The 17,293-nt window shown below is 71.1% G+C and carries 15 protein-coding genes; 12 read left to right on the forward strand and 3 right to left on the reverse strand.

What is annotated here, in order from left to right; genetic code table 11:
* Window positions 1-224: 224 nt before the first annotated feature.
* On the reverse strand, window positions 225-1,136 hold the full coding sequence (locus tag A8W25_RS27610) for an NmrA family NAD(P)-binding protein (RefSeq protein ID WP_079126431.1): 912 nt from the start codon (window positions 1,134-1,136) through the stop codon (window positions 225-227).
* Between the two features lie 155 nt (window positions 1,137-1,291).
* Here A8W25_RS27610 and A8W25_RS27615 point away from each other — a divergent pair, with 155 nt between their 5' ends.
* Window positions 1,292-2,278, forward strand: coding sequence for an AraC family transcriptional regulator (locus A8W25_RS27615; RefSeq protein WP_067166314.1), 987 nt, complete (start codon window positions 1,292-1,294; stop codon window positions 2,276-2,278).
* A complete protein-coding gene (locus A8W25_RS27620; protein WP_079126432.1) occupies window positions 2,275-3,264 on the forward strand; it encodes a class I SAM-dependent methyltransferase in 990 nt (329 codons plus the stop codon). Before A8W25_RS27615 ends, A8W25_RS27620 begins: the two co-directional genes overlap by 4 nt.
* Window positions 3,265-3,492: 228 nt before the next feature.
* On the opposite strand, the gene A8W25_RS27625 is transcribed toward A8W25_RS27620, so the two are convergent.
* Entirely contained in the window at window positions 3,493-4,335 is an 843-nt protein-coding gene (locus A8W25_RS27625) for an aldo/keto reductase (RefSeq protein ID WP_067166317.1), read from the reverse strand.
* A 317-nt stretch (window positions 4,336-4,652) separates the two neighbouring features.
* Between A8W25_RS27625 and pqqA the strand changes: the two genes are divergently transcribed.
* From pqqA to A8W25_RS35480, 10 genes are all read left to right on the forward strand, one after another.
* Window positions 4,653-4,763, forward strand: a complete 111-nt coding sequence (gene pqqA, locus A8W25_RS27630; protein ID WP_067166320.1) for a pyrroloquinoline quinone precursor peptide PqqA — start codon at window positions 4,653-4,655, stop codon at window positions 4,761-4,763.
* 10 nt (window positions 4,764-4,773) lie between these two features.
* Entirely contained in the window at window positions 4,774-5,685 is a 912-nt protein-coding gene (pqqB, locus tag A8W25_RS27635; protein WP_067166323.1) for a pyrroloquinoline quinone biosynthesis protein PqqB, read from the forward strand.
* On the forward strand, window positions 5,682-6,440 hold the full coding sequence (gene pqqC, locus A8W25_RS27640) for a pyrroloquinoline-quinone synthase PqqC (RefSeq protein ID WP_067166325.1): 759 nt from the start codon (window positions 5,682-5,684) through the stop codon (window positions 6,438-6,440). Before pqqB ends, pqqC begins: the two co-directional genes overlap by 4 nt.
* The gene (pqqD, locus tag A8W25_RS27645) at window positions 6,437-6,724 is read left to right on the forward strand and encodes a pyrroloquinoline quinone biosynthesis peptide chaperone PqqD (protein WP_067166327.1); all 288 of its coding nucleotides are present in this window, start codon (window positions 6,437-6,439) and stop codon (window positions 6,722-6,724) included. Before pqqC ends, pqqD begins: the two co-directional genes overlap by 4 nt.
* On the forward strand, window positions 6,721-7,935 hold the full coding sequence (pqqE, locus tag A8W25_RS27650; RefSeq protein WP_234386598.1) for a pyrroloquinoline quinone biosynthesis protein PqqE: 1,215 nt from the start codon (window positions 6,721-6,723) through the stop codon (window positions 7,933-7,935). Before pqqD ends, pqqE begins: the two co-directional genes overlap by 4 nt.
* Entirely contained in the window at window positions 7,845-8,975 is a 1,131-nt protein-coding gene (locus A8W25_RS27655; RefSeq protein WP_067167315.1) for a glycoside hydrolase family 88/105 protein, read from the forward strand. The genes pqqE and A8W25_RS27655 overlap by 91 nt, the downstream gene beginning before the upstream one ends.
* On the forward strand, window positions 8,972-10,771 hold the full coding sequence (locus A8W25_RS27660; protein ID WP_067166330.1) for a discoidin domain-containing protein: 1,800 nt from the start codon (window positions 8,972-8,974) through the stop codon (window positions 10,769-10,771). The genes A8W25_RS27655 and A8W25_RS27660 overlap by 4 nt, the downstream gene beginning before the upstream one ends.
* 304 nt (window positions 10,772-11,075) lie before the next feature.
* Complete coding sequence (locus tag A8W25_RS27665; protein WP_234386599.1) at window positions 11,076-11,954, forward strand: chitinase; 879 nt, start codon at window positions 11,076-11,078, stop codon at window positions 11,952-11,954.
* 10 nt (window positions 11,955-11,964) lie between these two features.
* The gene (locus A8W25_RS27670; protein WP_107470803.1) at window positions 11,965-13,230 is read left to right on the forward strand and encodes a glycosyl hydrolase family 8; all 1,266 of its coding nucleotides are present in this window, start codon (window positions 11,965-11,967) and stop codon (window positions 13,228-13,230) included.
* Window positions 13,231-13,250: 20 nt separating this feature from the next.
* Entirely contained in the window at window positions 13,251-15,329 is a 2,079-nt protein-coding gene (locus tag A8W25_RS35480) for a PQQ-dependent sugar dehydrogenase (protein WP_079126434.1), read from the forward strand.
* Window positions 15,330-15,390: 61 nt separating this feature from the next.
* On the opposite strand, the gene A8W25_RS27680 is transcribed toward A8W25_RS35480, so the two are convergent.
* Window positions 15,391-17,190, reverse strand: coding sequence for an AMP-dependent synthetase/ligase (locus A8W25_RS27680; RefSeq protein WP_067166334.1), 1,800 nt, complete (start codon window positions 17,188-17,190; stop codon window positions 15,391-15,393).
* Window positions 17,191-17,293: the final 103 nt, after the last annotated feature.

Below are 17,293 nucleotides of genomic sequence, written 5' to 3' on the forward strand. Positions count from 1 at the left end.
CTTCGTCGCGGCGTGCCGTCAATGCGGTGACAGACGAAAACCTAGTGCGAAGGAATGGCGGCGACCCGACGGCAGGCCCCGATTGCGGTAATCGGACACTCACGGAGGGCGTGGTCTTGGTCACGGCACGTTTCGGTCACTTGGCCTGAGAGCAACGATTGAGGCGGTCGGCGGGGTACCCGGAGCGGTCGTCCGGGTACCCCGCCGGGTGCTCAACGGGGCGCTCAGCCCTGCCAGTCACCGGTCGCCGCGGCATCCCGCGCGAAGTCCGCGAACGCCTTGGGCTCGCGGCCCAGGACACGCTTGACGTCGTCCGTGGTCGAGGAGTTGTGCCCGTCGAGCAGCGTCGTGAACAGCTCCGCGAGCCACTGTGCCTCCCCCTCGTCCAGACCGTACTGCACCAGCAGCTCCGCGTACTGCGCCCCGGTCACCGGCACATAGCGCACCGGGCGGCCGGCCGCGTCCGACAGCGCCGCCGCGGCCTCGGCGAGCGTCAGCAGCTGAGGGCCCGTCAACTCATGGGTGAGCCCCGCGTGTCCGTCCTCGGTGAGCGCCTTGACCACGACGTCGGCGATGTCGTCGGCGTCCACCCACGGCTCGGCCGTGTCACCGGCCGGGAACGCGATCTCGCCCGCGAGTACGGCCTCCGTCAGCGCGCCCTCGCTGAAGTTCTGGGCGAAGAAGGCGCAGCGTATGACCGTGAGGTCGGCGCCAGAGGCGCGCAGGGCGTCCTCGGCGAGCACCGCCGCCGGTTCACCGCGCCCGGAGAGCAGCACCAGGCGTCGCACACCGTGCCGGTCGGCGAGCTCGCCGAAGGCCCGCATCGCCTCGACCGCGCCGGGTGCGGCGAGGTCCGGGAAGTAGGTCACATAGGCGGCGTCCGCACCCTGGAGCGCGGGCCCCCACGTCGACTCGTCCGCCCAGTCGAAGCGCACCTCGCCGTTGCGCGAGCCGGCCCGGACCGGCACACCGAGCGCGGTGATCCGCTCGACGACGCGGTGCCCGGTCTTGCCGGTGCCGTTGGTCACGAGCACCGTCCGCGTGGTGTCCGGGGTGTCCTGACGGGTGCTCAGGCCGGTGTTCGCGTCGGTGTTCAGGTGGGTGTTCCGCTCGGTGTTCTGCGCTGTGTTCGTCATGTGTCCAGCTTCGTGGGCGCGGTCCGGTCTCTCCATGCTTCAGGGGCTCATGCGCATACGTCTGCGTCCACGGGGCCGCCGCCCGCTCCGACCGGCCCCGGCGGACCCGCGGCCGAACTCACCGCACGTCCGGCGGAGCGCATAGGCTCGGCCCCATGGACGCACTCGCCGGACTGCTCGACGGACCGCGCGCCCGAGGGGCGTTTCTGCTGCGGATGGTGATGGAACCGCCGTGGTCCGTACGGATCGAGGACCGGGCGCCGATCTGTCTGATGTCGGTGACCCGGGGCGAGGCGTGGATCGTCCCGGACTCCGGGCGGCCGGTCCTGGCCCGCCCCGGTGACATCGTCGTCGCCCGCGGCCCCGACCCGTACACCGTCACGCACGCGCCGGACGCCGAGCCGTCCGCCAGGATCGGGCCGGGCGGGGTGTGCACCACCCTGCGCGGCGAGCCGCTGGCGCAGTCGATGGAGCTGGGCGTACGGACCTGGGGCAACGCCGCCGACGGCTCGGCCACCATGCTGGTCGGCACGTATCTGATGGAGGGTGAGATCAGCGGGCGGCTGCTCGACGCGCTGCCCCCGCTGCTCGTGCTCACCGCCGAGGAGTGGAACTGCTCGGTGATGCCGCTGCTCGACGAGGAGATCTCCAGGGACGAGCCCGGCCAGAGCGTCGTCCTCGACCGGCTGCTCGACCTGCTGCTGATCGCGGTGCTGCGGGCCTGGTTCAACCGGCCGGGCGCCGACGCGCCCGCCTGGTACCGGGCGATGGGCGACCCGGTGGTGGGGCCCGCGCTGCGGCTGCTCCAGAACGAGCCCGCGCACCCGTGGACGGTCGCCGCGCTCGCCGCGAAGTGCGGGGTCTCCCGGGCCGGTCTGGCCCGCCGGTTCGGGGAACTGGTGGGGGAGCCGCCGATGGCGTACCTCACGGGCTGGCGGCTCGCGCTCGCGGCGGATCTGCTGCGCGAGGACGACGCGACGGTCGAGGCGATCGCGCGGCAGGTGGGGTACGGGGGCGCGTTCGCGCTGAGCGCCGCCTTCAAACGGGTGCGGGGGATCAGCCCGCAGGAGCACCGGACGAATTGCCGAAACGGCAAAGAGATTCCCGGCTCCGCGGTGGTCGGGGGCAGGGTGGAGCCATGAGCGACTCGCGCGGCCACGACGGCCAGGACACCCAGAACAGCCGGACCGGCCACGGCGACGACGGCGGCGGCCGGGAACACACCCACGGCCGCACCCACGGTCACGGACACGGTCATGGCCACGGGCACGGCGACGGCTGGGTGGACTTCGACTGGGAGGCCCTGCTCCCGCTCCTGGTCGGCGAGGCCGAACTGTTCTCTGGGGCGTACCGGGAGGCGGCGGCCTGGATCGCCGGGCGGCGGCCGGGTGCCGAGGTGCGCCGGATCCTCGACATCGGCAGCGGCCCCGGCGTGGTGACCTGTCTGCTCGCGGAGGCCTTCCCGCAGGCGGAGGTCGTCGCCGTCGACGGCAACCGGGCGCTCCTCGGCCATGCGCTGGCCCGCGCGGAGCGCCTGGGCCTGGGGGACCGCGTCCGTACGATCGAGACGGAACTCCCCGACGGATTCGGCGCGTTGGGCGAGGCCGACCTGGTGTGGGCGGGCAACTCGCTGCACCACCTGGGCGACCAGCGGGCCGCGCTCGCCGGGTTCGCGGGTCTGCTGCGGCCGGGCGGCACGGTGGCCCTCGCCGAAGGCGGGCTGCCCACCCGCCGGCTGCCCCGTGACATCGGTATGGGGGAGCCCGGTCTGGAGGCCAGGATCGACGTGCTGGTGGACGAGCGGTTCGCGCGGATGCGGGCGGAGCTGCCGGAGGCCAAGGAGGAGACCGAGGACTGGGCGGCGCTGCTCACGTCCGTGGGGCTGACGTCCCCGGCCACCCGCAGCTTCCTCGTCGACTTCCCGGCGCCGCTGGACCCGGCCGTACGCGAGCAGGTGGCGTACGCGTTCGCCCGGACCTCGGAGACGGTGGGGGACCAGTTGTCGGCGCAGGACGCGGCGGTGCTGCGACGTCTGGTGGACCCGGCGGACGAGGCGGGTCTGGCGCGCCGCCCGGATGTGTTCCTCCTGACGGCCAGGTCGATCCACACGGCGAGGCGCGCGGGCTGAGAAGGCGGACTTCGCCTTTGGGCCCGGGGCTCGTCTGCGGGCCGCACAGGGCTGGTCGCGTACTGCCCCGCGCCCCCAGGCAGTCGGGGGCGCGGGGCAGTACGCGAGCAACCCGGCACGGTCCGCAGACGGACCGGGCGCCCCGTGCGGTGCGATGCCCGCCGCTCACGACGACCGAGCTGTCGGGGCGGCGGTCCCTCGCCACGACCCCGGTACGGGCGTGCGGCCTCAGTTGGAGTCGAAGTCGTCCGGGTCCGGCCCCAGCCGCTTCGCCTCGTCGAGCGCGGCGATCGCCGTGATGTCCTCCGTGTCGAGCTCGAAGCCGAACACGTCGAAGTTCTCGGCGATGCGCGAGGGCGTCACCGACTTCGGGATGGCGATGGTGCCGAGCTGGAGGTGCCAGCGCAGCACGATCTGCGCCGGGGTCTTCGCGTACTTCTGCGCGATCGCGACGATCGTCGGGACCTCCAGGAGGCCCTTGCCCTGGCCCAGCGGCGACCAGGCCTCGGTCGCGATGCCGTGCTCGGCGTGGAAGGCGCGCAGCTCGGGCTGGGCGAGCTGCGGGTGCAGCTCGACCTGGTTGACCACCGGGACTACGCCCGACTCGTCGATGATCCGGCGCAGCTGCGGCTCCTTGAAGTTGGAGACGCCGATCGCCCTGGCGCGGCCGCTCTTGGCGATCTCGCCGAACGCGTTCCAGATCGTCACGTAGTCCTCGCGCACCGCGCGCGGCCAGTGGATCAGGTACAGGTCGACGTGGTCGAGGCCCAGCTTCGCCAGCGATGCGTCGAACTCGCGCAGGACGCTGTCACGCGTCCACGTCTCCTTCGAGCTGTTCCACAGCTTCGTGGTGACGAACAGCTCCTCGCGGGCCACTCCGGACGACGCGATCGCCTTGCCGGTGCCCACTTCGTTCTCGTAGATCGCGGCTGTGTCGATCGACCGGTACCCGGTCTCGATCGCGGTCGTGACCGCCTGCGCGGCCTCGTCGTCCGGCACCTGCCAGACACCGTAACCGAGCTGCGGCATCTCGACGCCGTTGTTGAGGGTGATGGAGGGGACCTTGCTCACGAGCGGTCGATCCTTACGTCGTCGGTTGGTACTCGGAACATCAACGATCACGCGGACAGAACCATTCCCCGAATCGGGCCCCGCATCGTCCCCCGAACCCTTCCCCGATGGTGGGCGTCATCAGAATTCCGCGCTACAGATCCGACCTTCTCGATTCAGACCATTGACCGCACTCCCGCGAGACGCGACCCTATGGCACATAACTGAACGCGGTACATCCTTGTGAACGCCGCGTTCGCCTCTGCCCCGCATATGCCGTACAGGGTTCACAGCTGAACCCGCCCCCCACGAAGTTACGGAAAGGCAGGCACGCCCCCATGAATGAACGCAAGGAAACATCGGAGGAAACCCCCGTCTGGGTGACTCCGGAGTATGTGGTCGTCGAGACCGCGCTCGAAGTCACCGCCTACTTCCTCGCCGACCGGTAGACCCACCGCCATGCTGCTGCAGGTGCTGGGCACCGCGGCGGGCGGCGGACTGCCCCAGTGGAACTGCGCGTGCCCCGGCTGTGCCGGGGCACGCGCCCACCCGCACCGGCGCCGCCGCCACGCGTCACTGGCCGTACGGGTGGCCGACCACCGCTGGTACGTCGTCAACGCGGGACCCGACCTCACCGACCAGATCGAGGCCGCCCCCGCCCTCCACCCCGGCCCGGGCCCGCGCGAGACCCCCGTCGCCGGTGTCGTCCTCACGGACGCCGAACTCGACCACACCCTCGGCATCGTCCGGCTCCGCGAGGCCCGCGCCGGAGTCGAGGTGTGGGCGACCCCGCCCGTACGCCACGCACTGCTCGCCGGACAGCGCCTGGGTGAGGTGATCGGGCCCTATGCGCCTCTGGAATGGGGGGAGTTGGGGAGGGAGCCCCGTCTCCTCGGCGATGCCGTAGAGATCAGTGCCCTGTCCATCTCGGCCAAACGGCCCCGGTACGCCGTCGGACTGCCGTCGCCCACGCCCCCGGAGCCGCCCGGCGATGCCTGGGTCGTCGCCCTGCGGCTCCACGAACCCGCCACCGGGGCCCGTGCCGTGTACGCCCCCGCCCTCGCCGCCTGGCCGGACGCCCTGGGGAAGGCCGTCGAGGACGCCGACTGCGTCCTGGTCGACGGCACGTTCTGGGACGACGACGAGCCCGTACGTACGGGAATCTCGCTCCGCACCGCCACCGCCATGGGCCATCTGCCCATCGACGGGCCCGACGGCACCGCCCGTCGGCTCGCCGGGGTGCGTGGCCGGTGCCTCTACACCCACCTCAACAACACCAACCCCCTTACGGACCCGGGTGCGGCCGAGCACGTCCGGCTGGCCGAACTGGGGATCGAAGTCGCCGCCGAGCGGATGGTGATCGAGATATGAGTTCCGGCGGAGCCGCCGTCGACGGCGTCCAAGTGCCGTGGACCGGCGAGGAGTTGGAGTCGCGCCTGCGTGCCGTCGCCGAAGCGCGGTACCACGACCGGCACCCCTTCAACGTACGGATGCACAAGGGCGAGCTGCGCCCCGACGAGCTGCGGCGCTGGATCCTCAACCGCTTCCACTACCAGCGGCACATCCCCGTCAAGGATGCCCACGTCCTGGCGAAGTTCGACACACCGGCGCTGCGGCGGACCTGGCTGCGGCGCATCCAGGACCACGACGGGACGCGGGACGGCGAAGGCGGCATCGAGCGCTGGCTGCGGCTCGGGGAGGCCGCCGGGATCGACCGGGTGCGGCTCGCCTCGGGGGCCGAAGTGCTGCCGGGCGTAAGGCTCGCGGTCGACGGATATGTCAACTTCTGCCGGCTGCGGCCGCCGCTCGACGCCGTCGCCGCCTCGCTCACCGAACTCGCCGCGCCCGGTCTCATGCGCACCCGCATCGAGGCGTTCGCGGAGCACTATCCGTGGATCGAGGCCGGCGGGCTCGCATACTTCCGTACCCGTATCGAGCAGGGCGGCCGCGACGGCGGCGAGGCGCTCGCGCTCGTCAAGGCCTGGGCGCGCACCCGTGAGCAGCAGGAACGGGCCGTCGCCGCGCTCGCCTTCAAGTGCGACGTCCTGTGGTCACTGCTCGACGCGGTGGAGCACGGCGGAGTCCAGGAGTACGGGGGAGCGGGCGCGCCCGGGGGTGTGTCATGAGCGCCGCCGGGGTCCCGGGTGCGCAGGCCGGCACCTGGCGGCCGGTGCTCTCCCGGTCCGTGCTGCTGCGCCACGACCGTGTGCGCGGCTGCGATCTGCTGGTGCTGCCCGAGCGCGTGGTCGTGCTGCGCGGACCCGCCGGGCACATCGTCCGGCTGTGCGACGGCCGACGCGATCTGCGGGCCATCGTCGACGAGCTCGGCGCGCGCTTCCCGGGCGCGCCCGTGGCCGACGAAGTCCCTGCGTTCCTCGGGAAGTTACGGGAGGAAGGGTGGCTGCGATGACCCCCGATCCCGCGATGACCCCCGATCCCGCGCTGAACCCTGATCCCGCACTGAACCCCGACGCTGCGACGGCCGTCGAGCCGGGGGTGGCCGTCGACCCGCCCTGGGCGCTGCTCGCCGAGCTCACCCACGGCTGCCCGCTGCACTGTGCGTACTGCTCGAACCCGGTGGAGCTGGTGCGCCGCACCCGCGAGCTGGACACCGAGGGCTGGTGTGAGGTCATGCGTCAGGCGGGGGAGTTGGGCGTCGTCCACACCCACCTCTCCGGCGGTGAACCGCTGCTGCGTCGCGATCTGCCCGCGATCGTCGCCGCCGCCGACGCGGCCGGCATCTACACCCAGCTCGTCACCAGCGGGATCGGTCTGGACGCGGAGCGCCTGGAGGGTCTGGTGCGCGCCGGGCTGCGGGCCGTGCAACTCTCGGTGCAGCACGCCGACGCGTCGGCGTCCGAACGCATCGCGGGCCGCCGCCGCTCCTTCGCGGCCAAGGAGCGGGCCGCCACCCTGGTGCGGGAGGCGGGGCTGCCGCTGGGGCTCAATGTGGTGCTGCACCGCGACAACCTGGACGCGCTGGACGCGATCGTCGAGCTCGGACTCGCCTGGGGCGTCGACCGCATCGAGCTGGCCAACGCCCAGTTCTACGGGTGGGCCCTGCTCAATCGCGAGCAACTCCTCCCCGGACGCGGCCAGTTGGAGCGTGCCCGCGTGGCGGTGGACCGCTGGCGGGCGCGGCTCGCCGGGCGTGTCGAGCTCGTCTGGGTCGTCCCCGACTACTTCGACGGCACCGCGAAGCCCTGTATGGGCGGCTGGGGTGCGGTCTCGCTCACCGTGGCGCCCGACGGGACCGTACTGCCCTGCCCGGCCGCCGCCTCACTGCCCGGCCTCGACCCGCCCAACGTCCGGGACCGGCCGCTGGAGTGGATCTGGCGCGAGTCCCCGGCGTTCCACGCCTACCGGGGCACCGCCTGGATGCCCGACCCCTGCCGTGGCTGCGCGCTGCGCACCACCGACTTCGGCGGCTGCCGCTGCCAGGCGTACGCGCTGACCGGCGACCCGGCCCGGACCGACCCGGCCTGCCATCGCGCTCCCGACCACCACCTCGTCGAGGCGTTCACGGCCGGATCGCCGCCACGGCGCCCGCCACGGCCGCCCCGCACGGGCCGAACCCGCGCTCCGACGTCCGGGCCGCCACGGACTGGTCGGTCGCCATGACCGCGTCGACCATGGCCCGCTACACACCGGCCTCGATAGGCGGCTGGTCGTACCCCGTCGGCCTCTACCTCTTCGGTCAGTACCAGGTCTACCAGCGCACCCACGACCCCAAGCTGCTCTCCTACATCAGGAGTTACGTCGACCGGTTCGTGGACGCCTCGGGCAGGATCGGCCAGAGCTTCAACAGCCTCGACAGCATGCAGGCGGGGCGGCTGCTCGTGATCCTCCACCACGAGACCGGGCAGGACCGCTACCGGATCGCCGCCAAGAAGATCCGCGACCGGCTGAACACCTATCCCCGCACCGCCGACGGAGGCTTCTGGCACGCCGACAGCAGCAGCCGCGCCCATCAGCTGTGGGCGGACGGGGTGTACATGGTCAACCCCTTCCTGGTCGAGTACGGCAAGGAGTTCGGCGACGCCGCGTACGCCCATGACGAGGCGGCCGGGCAACTCGCCGTCTACGGACGTCACTTGCAGGTGCCAGGTGGTCTGCTGAAGCACGCCTACGACGAGTCGCGCACCGCGAGCTGGGCCGACGCGTCCACCGGGCTCGCCCCCGAGCACTGGTGCCGGGCCATCGGCTGGTACGCGATGGCGCTCGTGAACGTCCTGGACGCGCTGCCCACCGGGCATCCCCGGCGCGCCGGGCTCCTGACGCATCTGCGGAACCTCGCGGGCGGGCTGGAGCGCTACCAGGACCCGAAGTCCGGCCGCTGGTTCCAGGTCGTCGACAAGGGGGCGCGGTCCGACAACTGGACCGAGACGTCCTGCTCCAGCATGTTCACCTACGCGCTGGACCGCGCGGTTCAGCAGGGCTATCTCGACCCGCACTACGAAGCGGTCGCCCGGCGCGGCTACCGGGGCGTCCTCGCCAGGATCTCGCTCGGCGCGGACGGAAGGACCGACCTCACCGACATCTCCATCGGTACCAACGTCGGTGAGTACGCCTACTACGCCGCCCGCACCCGGGCCACCAACGACTTCCACGGCCTCGGCGCTTTCCTGATCATGAACGAGCAACTGGCGGAGGACAAGTGAAGAGACGCTCCCGGATCCTGCTCGTCCTCGCGCTCGTGCTCGGGGCGCTGACCCTCCAGGGGCCCGCCCGGGCCGACCTCCAGAACCCGCGCCAGGACTTCCTGCGCGCCTCGACCTCCGGGCTCTTCCTGCACTGGGGCGAGCGGACCGCGCCCGCGCACACCAGTTGCTCGGGCTGGGAGTCGGACGTCACCGGCGGCGGCTGGACGCCCGGATACTGGGTGGGTGAGGCGCAGAAGCTGCACGCGCAGTATCTGGTCCTCGCGACCTTCCACAGCCGCCTCGGCTACGCCCGCCCCTGGCCGTCGAAGATCCCCGGCAGCTGCTCGACCGGGCGGGACTTCCTGGGCGAGCTGATCGCGGCCGCCAAGGCCGAGGGCCTGAAGACCATCCTCTATATGACCGACGACCCCCAGTGGCACGACCAGGGCGGCCATGAGTGGCTGGACTCCGCCGCCTACTCCTCGTACAAGGGCAGCAGTGTCGACCTGACCACCCGTGACGGGTTCGGGCAGTTCAGCTACGACAACTTCTTCGAGGTCATGGACCGCTACCCCGACCTCGGCGGCTTCTGGATCGACAACGACAACGCCTATTGGGAGAGCCACCACCTCTACGAGCAGATCCAGCGGAAACGCCCCTCCTTCACGCTCAGCAACAACAACGAGGACACGCCGGTCATGGATATGATCAGCAATGAGCAGAAGACCGGGATGAGCCCCGCCTACGACTATCCGCAGGCGCTCTACACAGCCCAACCACGGCTCACCGAAGCCGACTTCAAACTGCCGTCCACCGGCGCCTGGTGGTACGACGGATCGAATCCGGAAGTCGACAGGAAACTCACCCTGGGACGGCTCGTCACCAACGCCGGGTCGTCGGTGAAAGCCCTCATGGCGGAAACGGCCCAGGTGAACGGGAAGTTCCCGTCGAACCAGGCCGCCTTCAACGACTTCGCCGACGGCTATCTGGACCCCATCCGGGAGTCACTGCACGGCGTCGAGGGCGGCGGGTACCTGTACGGCGGGCTCAAGCCCGGGTCCTGGAACGACGGCGCCCACGGCGTCACCACCGTCAGCAAGGCCGACCCCGACCGGCAGTACGTCCACGTCATCACCCCGCCCACCACCTCCACCCTCAAGCTGCGCGACAACGGCTACCGGGTGACCGGGGTGACCAACCTCCGTACCGGCGCGGCGATCCCGTACAGCCAGTCCGGCGGCACGCTCACCCTCCGCGGTCTGGGCGGCTGGGACCCGTACGACACCGTCTTCAAGGTGACCACGGCCGGGCGGGCCGGGATCATCCCCGCCTCTGCCTGCACCGTGACCGCCAGCGCCTCCGCGAGCGGGCACGAGGCCGCCGCGGCGGCCGACGGCAGCCACCTGACGTACTGGGACAACGGCAAGACCCTCCCCGTGCGGCTCGACTACGACCTCGGCGCGGCCAGGAAGGTCCAGTACCTGGGCGTCAACCAGCGCGAGGACTCGGTGAGTTACGCGCGCTCCGACACCGAGCAGTCGGCGCGCATCAAGGGCTACAGGGTGTACGTCAGCGCGGACGGCTCCCATTGGGGGAGTCCGGTGAAGTCCGGGACGCTGCCCAGCGCGCGGGGTGTGGCGGTCATCGACCTACCGGCGACCACCACCCGCCACGTCCGCCTCGAAGTGACCAGCACCTACGCGGCCTCCACCGACACCGCCCGCTACAAGCGCCTGCGGATCGACGAGTCCTGGCTGGGTTCGGCCTACGCCACGGCCGCCAAGGCGAACCCGGACCGCGCCGGCCGGGGCTGATCCCGGGCGCTCCCACCGCAAATCACCCAACGGGCCCATGTCCAACGGAAGTTGAGCCTACGCAGGCCATTGACATCAGGCCCTTCAGGCACTGCTATGCAGTGTTGGTTAGGAAGCTTTCCTAACCCTCTTCCCCTCCCCCCTCGGAAGGAACCCCCCATGCACGCTGCCGCTCCCCGACGCCGCGCCGCCGCGGTCGCCGCCGGCCTCGGCTGTCTCGTCCTGCCCCTGGTCGCGGCCGGCCCCCAGGGCCCTCGCCTCCGCGCCCGGGACCGTCGCCTCCCCGCCGCTCGCCGCGGGCACCATGGCCGCCGCCCCCTACGAGTACCTGGGCTGGGGCAGCCCGCAGAAGCCCACCGACGTCATGGCCGCCACCGGCGTCAAGTGGTTCACCCTGGCGTTCATCCTCTCCGACGGCGGCTGCAACCCGAAGTGGGACGGGTCGCGGGCGCTCACCGGCGGCTCGGACCAGTCCGCGATCAACGCCATCCGGGGCGCGGGCGGCGATGTCGTCGTCTCCGTCGGCGGCTGGAGCGGGAACAAGCTCGGCGAGAAGTGCTCCAGCGCCTCCGCGCTGGCCGGCGCCTACCAGAAGGTGATCAACGCGTATCACCTCAAGGCGCTGGACATCGACATCGAGGACACCGAGTTCTCCAACGCCACCGTGCGCAAGCGGGTCGTCGACGCGCTGAAGATCGTCAAGACCGACAACCCCGGGATCGTCACCTACGTGACCATGGGGACCACACCCGGTGGGCCGGACGCCAACGGCAAGGACCTCATCAAGAAGGGCGCCGCCGCCGGGCTCGCCAACGACGGCTGGGTGATCATGCCGTTCGACTTCGGGGGCCGCAGCGGCTCCATGGGCTCGGCGACCGTGAGCGCCCTCGAAGGGCTGAAGGCGGCGGTGAAGAGCGCGTACGGCTACGGCGACGACACCGCGTACCGGCACATCGGTGTGTCCTCCATGAACGGCAGGACCGACGAGGCCGGTGAGACCGTCACCACCGGCGACTTCCAGACCATCCTCGGCTACGCCAGGCAGCACCACATCGCGCGGTTCTCCTTCTGGTCGGTCAACCGGGACCGCCAGTGCGGCTCGGGCGGCAGCGGCGACGCCTGCAGCGGTGTCTCCCAGGCGCCCTACGCCTTCACCAAGATCGTCGTCCAGTACACCGGCTGAGGGAGTGGAGATGACACAGCAGCGGATACGACGCCGCCTCCCCGCGGCCGGTGCCCTCGCGGCCGTGGCGGGCCTCCTGGTCACCGCGCTCGCCACCACCCAGCCCGCCGCCGCGGCGAGCGCCGGCCCGGCCGTCCCCTTCGGCAGCCACCAGTTCCCCTACGCGGCGGGCACGTTGAAGCCCAGCGGCACGCAGTCGGCGCTCGACCAGCAGGTCGTCGCCACGTACAAGGCGTGGAAGTCCGCGTTCGTGAAGCAGAACTGCGGCAACGGCTGGTACCAGGTGCGCTCGCCGGACGCCGACCACCCCTATGTGGCCGAGGGGCAGGGCTACGGGATGGTCGTCACCGCGCTGATGGCGGGCGCGGACGCCGACGCGAGGAAGATCTTCGACGGGCTCGTGAAATACACCCTGGCCCACCCCTCGGTGAACAACTCCGGGCTGCTCGCCGCCGAGCAGGACTCCTCCTGCAAGAGCGTCGACGGCTCCGACTCGGCCACCGACGGCGACCTCGATGTGGCGTACGGACTGCTGCTCGCCGACCGGCAGTGGGGGAGCGGCGGTACGTACGACTACAGGAGTCTGGCGGTGAAGCACATCGCCGCCATCAAGAAGAGCGAGGTCAACTCCACCACCCACCTCATGCTGCTCGGTGACTGGTCCGGGTCGGGCGAGTCGCACCACTGGATCACCCGCTCCTCGGACTGGATGATCGACCACTTCCGGGCGTTCCGGACCGCCACCGGCGACAGCGCCTGGGACACGATCCGCGCCGCGCACCAGCACCTGATCACCTCGCAGCAGTCCAAGTACGCCTCCACGACCGGGCTGTTGGCCGACTTCGTCGTCAGTACCGACAAGACACCCAGGCCCGCGTCGGGCAAGGTGCTCGAAAGCTCCCACGACGGCGACTTCGGCTGGAACGCCTGCCGTGACCCATGGCGTATCGGTGCGGACGCCGTGACCAGCGGCGACGCCGCCTCGCTCGCCTCCGCGCGCAAGATCAACGGCTGGATCAAGGCCAAGGCCGGCGGCGATCCGAACAAGATCGGTACCGGCTACCACCTCAACGGCTCGGCCTTCGAGAACGGCGACGACATGGCGTTCACCGCCCCGTTCGCCGTCACCGCGCTCACCGACCCCGGCTCGCAGGCCTGGCTCGACGCGCTCTGGGGCAAGCTCGCCGCCACCCCGGTGAACCCGAAGCTCTACTACGGAGCCAGCGTCCAGCTCCAGTCCATGATCGTCGCATCCGGCAACCACTGGGTGCCGTGAAGAGGGTGAAGGAGGATCAGATGCGTCTCGCACCACCCCCACGACCTGCGAGAAGCCTGACGAGGAAGACCGCCGCGAGTGCCGTGCTGCTGCTCTGCGCCGCGCTGGTGCAGACGGTGCCGCAGTCCGCGTCCGCCGCCCCCACCCGCTACGAGGCGGAGCAGGGCGCCTACTCGGCCGGCTCCACGGTCGACGCCAACCACACCGGCTACTCGGGCACCGGGTTCGTCAACTCCGGCAACGCGGTGGGCGCGTACGTCGAGTTCACGGTCGACGCGGCCGCCGCGGGCAACGCGACGGTGGGTGTCCGCTACTCCAACGGCACCACCGCCGACCGCCCCGCCGACGTCCTGGTCAACGGCACCGCCGTGTCCGCCGCACGCGCCTTCGGCGCCACCGCCGACTGGGACACCTGGGCCACCTCCGCCCTCACCGCGCCGGTGAGGGCGGGCAGCAACAGGATCCGGCTCAGCGCCACCTCCGCGGCGGGGCTCGCCAACATCGACTACCTCGACGTCCAGGCCTCCGGCGGCGACGGCCAGGCACCCACCGCGCCGGGCGCGCCCAGCTGTTCGGCGATCACCGAGGACGCGCTCACCCTGAACTGGGGCGCCTCCAGCGACAACGTGGGCGTCTCGATGTACGACGTCTACGAGCACGGCAACAAGATCGGCGAGGTGGCGGGCAACCTCACCTCCGACACCCTCACGGGCCTGCGCCCCGACACCCCGTACAACCTGACGGTGTTCGCCCGGGACGCGGCCGGAAACGTCTCCCCGGCCAGCCCCGCCGCCGACTGCACCACCCGGCCCAGCACCGACACCACCCCGCCGACCAGACCCGGCACCCTCACCTCCTCCCACATCACCGCCACCAGCGCGGACCTGAAGTGGGGTGCCTCCACCGACGACAAGGGCGTCACCGCGTACGAGGTGCGCAGCGGCGCCGGCGTCTACCAGACCGTCACCGGGAAACCGCCCGCCACCAGCACCACCGTGACCGGGCTCGCCTGCGACAGCCCGTACACCCTGACCGTGGTGGCCAGGGACGCGGGCGGCAACACCTCACCGGCGGGCAACGCGGTCACCTTCACCACCGGTGCCTGCCGGAGCGACGGCGGTGTCCCGTCCTCCATCAGCACGCTCTCCAGCGGCTGGACGATCCCGTGGGGCACCTTCTGGATGCCGGACGGATCGAGCGCGCTGGTCACCGAGCGGGACAGCTTCAAGGTCTACAAGTTGACCCCGGCCGGCACGAAGACGCAGGTGGGAACCGTGCCGAACGCCGTCACCACCGACGGTGAGGGCGGTCTGATGGGCGTCGCGGTCGACCCCGGGTGGGCCACCGACCACTACGTCTACTTCATGCACAGCGCCTCCGAGGGCAACCGGATCGTGCGGATGACGTACGACGGGGGTGCGCTCGGCGGGTACACCGTCCTGCTGAAGGGGATCAAGAAGAGCAAGTACCACAACGGCGGACGGCTCGCGTTCGGCCCGGACGGGTATCTGTACGCCGCGACCGGTGAGGCCCAGACGCCCGACCTCGCCCAGGACAAGAACTCCCTCAACGGCAAGATCCTGCGGATGACCACCGACGGCAAGCCGGCTCCCGGCAACCCGTTCGGCACCCATCTCTACAGCTACGGCCACCGCAACCCGCAGGGCCTGGCCTTCGACCGCGACGGGCGGCTGTGGGAGGCCGAGTTCGGCAACAGCTCCAAGGACGAGCTCAACCTCATCAAACCGGGCAACAACTACGGCTGGCCGGTGTGCGAGGGCTCCTGCTCCACGGCGGGGATGACCAACCCGAAGGCGTCCTGGCCCGTCGCCCAGGCCTCGCCCAGCGGTATCGCCATCGTCCGCAACGTCATCTACATGGCGGCGCTCAAGGGCGAACGGCTGTGGCGCATCCCCATCAACGGCGACACCGAGAGCGTGGGCACACCGACCGCGTACTACGTCGGCTCCTACGGACGGCTGCGCACGGTCACCAAGGTGCCGGGCGAGGACGCGCTGTGGCTGTCGACCACCAACTGCGACAACAACGGACACGCACCCGACGGTTCGGACAAGGTCTTCAAGGTGCTGATCAAGTGACCCGAGTGAGAGGCGGACCGACCGGCTGACACGGGGGTGGCGCGCCCTGTACCGCGACGGCTCAGCGGTACAAGGCGTCCACCTCCACCGTGTAGGCCTCCTCGATGGCCCGCCGCTTGAGCTTCAGCGACGGGGTGAGCAGACCGTGCTCCTCGGTGAACTGATGGGCGAGGATCCGGAAGGTACGGATCTGCTCGGCTTGGGAGACCAGGGTGTTGGCGGCGACCACCGCGCGCCGCACCTCGGTCTCCAGGTCGGGGTCGCGTACGAGCTCGGACGCGGTCATCGACGGTTTGTTGCGCATCGCCAGCCAGTGGTCCACGCCCTCCTGGTCGAGGGTGACCAGGGCGGCGATGTAGGGGCGGTCGTTGCCGACGACGATGCACTGGGCCACCAGCGGGTGCGCCCTGACCCGCTCCTCCAGGGCCACCGGCGAGACGCTCTTGCCGCCGGAGGTCACCAGGATCTCCTTCTTGCGGCCGGTGATGGTCAGATAGCCGTCCTCGTCGAGGGCGCCGATGTCGCCGGTGGCCAGCCAGCCGTCCTTGAGGACCTTCTCGGTCGCCTTGGGCTCGTTGAGGTAGCCCGAGAAGACCTGGCCGCCGTGCAGCCACACCTCGCCGTCCTCGGCGATGTGCACGGTGGTGCCCGGCACCGGCAGACCGACCGTGCCGAACCGGGTGCGCTCGGGCGGGTTGGCGGTGGCGGCGGCCGTGGTCTCGGTCAGCCCGTACCCCTCGTAGATCGTCACGCCCGCGCCGGCGAAGAAGAGGGCGAGGCGGCGGCCCATGCTGGAACCGCCGGACATGGCGTGCCGCACCCGCCCGCCCATCGCCTCGCGGACCTTGCCGTAGACGACCTTCTCGAAGAACTGGTGCTGCATCCGCAGCGCCGCCGAGGGACCCGGGCCCAGGCCGAAGGCCTTCTGCTCCAGCGCCTCCGCGTACTTCACCGCGATCTCGACGGCCTTGTCGAAGGGCCCCGTCCTGCCGTCCGCCTCGGCGCGCCGGCGGGCGGCGTTGAAGACCTTCTCGAAGATGTAGGGGACCGCCAGGATGAAGGTCGGCCGCAGGGACTGGAGGTCGGGCAGGAGCGCGGAGGCGGAGAGCGCGGGCTGGTGGCCGAGCTTCACCCGGCCCCGGACCGCGGCGACCTCCACCATCCGGCCGAAGACGTGCGCCAGCGGCAGGAACAGCAGGGTCGACGCCTCGTCGCCGGGGCGCGAGTGGAACACCGGCTCCCAGCGGGCGACCATGGTGTCCGCCTCGAACATGAAGTTGGCGTGGGTGATCACACAGCCCTTGGGGCGGCCGGTGGTGCCGGAGGTGTAGATGACGGTCGCGGTCGACTCGGGTGTGACCGCGCGCCGGTGGCGGTGCACCACGTCGTCCTCGATCTGCGCGCCCGCCGCGAGGAGCTCGGCCAGCGCCCCCGCGTCGAGCTGCCACAGGCGTTTGAGGTGCGGCAGCCGGTCCACCACCGAGCCGATGGTCATGGCGTGGTCCTCGTGCTCGACCACGCACGCGGTGACCTCGGAGTCGTGCAGCATCCAGAAGACCTGCTCGGCGGAGGAGGTCGGGTAGATGGGCACCGGCTGGGCGCCGATGGACCAGAGCGCGAAGTCGAAGAGCGTCCACTCGTAGCGGGTGCGGGACATCACGGCGACCCGGTCCCCGAACCGCACACCGTCCGCGATCAGCCCTTTGGCGAGCGCCAGCACCTCGTCGCGAAAGCGTGCCGAGGTCACGTCCTGCCACTGGCCCGCCTCGTCCTTGCGGGCCAGGGCGACCCGGTCCGGATCGTCGAGGGCGTGGTCGAACACGACGTCCGCCAGCCCGCCGACGTGAGGCGCCATCGCCATGGGTGGGACAGTGAACTCGCGCAATACCTTGCTCCTTGTGGCGCTCCGCACAGCGCCGGTGACGGTACCCCAACGGGGGTCCCGACGGGAGGGGCCTCAAGGA

Source organism: Streptomyces sp. ERV7, assembly GCF_001653515.1.
In the GTDB taxonomy this organism is placed as follows: domain Bacteria; phylum Actinomycetota; class Actinomycetes; order Streptomycetales; family Streptomycetaceae; genus Streptomyces.

Excerpts from the sequence above, each read along its gene's own strand:
- A8W25_RS27610 (WP_079126431.1), bottom strand. The coding sequence starts at position 1,136 with ATGACGAACACAGCGCAGAACACCGAGCGGAACACCCACCTGAACACC.
- A8W25_RS27615 (WP_067166314.1), top strand. The coding sequence starts at position 1,292 with ATGGACGCACTCGCCGGACTGCTCGACGGACCGCGCGCCCGAGGGGCG.
- A8W25_RS27620 (WP_079126432.1), top strand. The coding sequence starts at position 2,275 with ATGAGCGACTCGCGCGGCCACGACGGCCAGGACACCCAGAACAGCCGG.
- pqqA (WP_067166320.1), top strand. The coding sequence starts at position 4,653 with ATGAATGAACGCAAGGAAACATCGGAGGAAACCCCCGTCTGGGTGACT.
- pqqB (WP_067166323.1), top strand. The coding sequence starts at position 4,774 with ATGCTGCTGCAGGTGCTGGGCACCGCGGCGGGCGGCGGACTGCCCCAG.
- pqqC (WP_067166325.1), top strand. The coding sequence starts at position 5,682 with ATGAGTTCCGGCGGAGCCGCCGTCGACGGCGTCCAAGTGCCGTGGACC.
- pqqD (WP_067166327.1), top strand. The coding sequence starts at position 6,437 with ATGAGCGCCGCCGGGGTCCCGGGTGCGCAGGCCGGCACCTGGCGGCCG.
- pqqE (WP_234386598.1), top strand. The coding sequence starts at position 6,721 with ATGACCCCCGATCCCGCGATGACCCCCGATCCCGCGCTGAACCCTGAT.
- A8W25_RS27665 (WP_234386599.1), top strand. The coding sequence starts at position 11,076 with ATGGCCGCCGCCCCCTACGAGTACCTGGGCTGGGGCAGCCCGCAGAAG.
- A8W25_RS27670 (WP_107470803.1), top strand. The coding sequence starts at position 11,965 with ATGACACAGCAGCGGATACGACGCCGCCTCCCCGCGGCCGGTGCCCTC.
- A8W25_RS35480 (WP_079126434.1), top strand. The coding sequence starts at position 13,251 with ATGCGTCTCGCACCACCCCCACGACCTGCGAGAAGCCTGACGAGGAAG.
- A8W25_RS27680 (WP_067166334.1), bottom strand. The coding sequence starts at position 17,190 with ATGGCGATGGCGCCTCACGTCGGCGGGCTGGCGGACGTCGTGTTCGAC.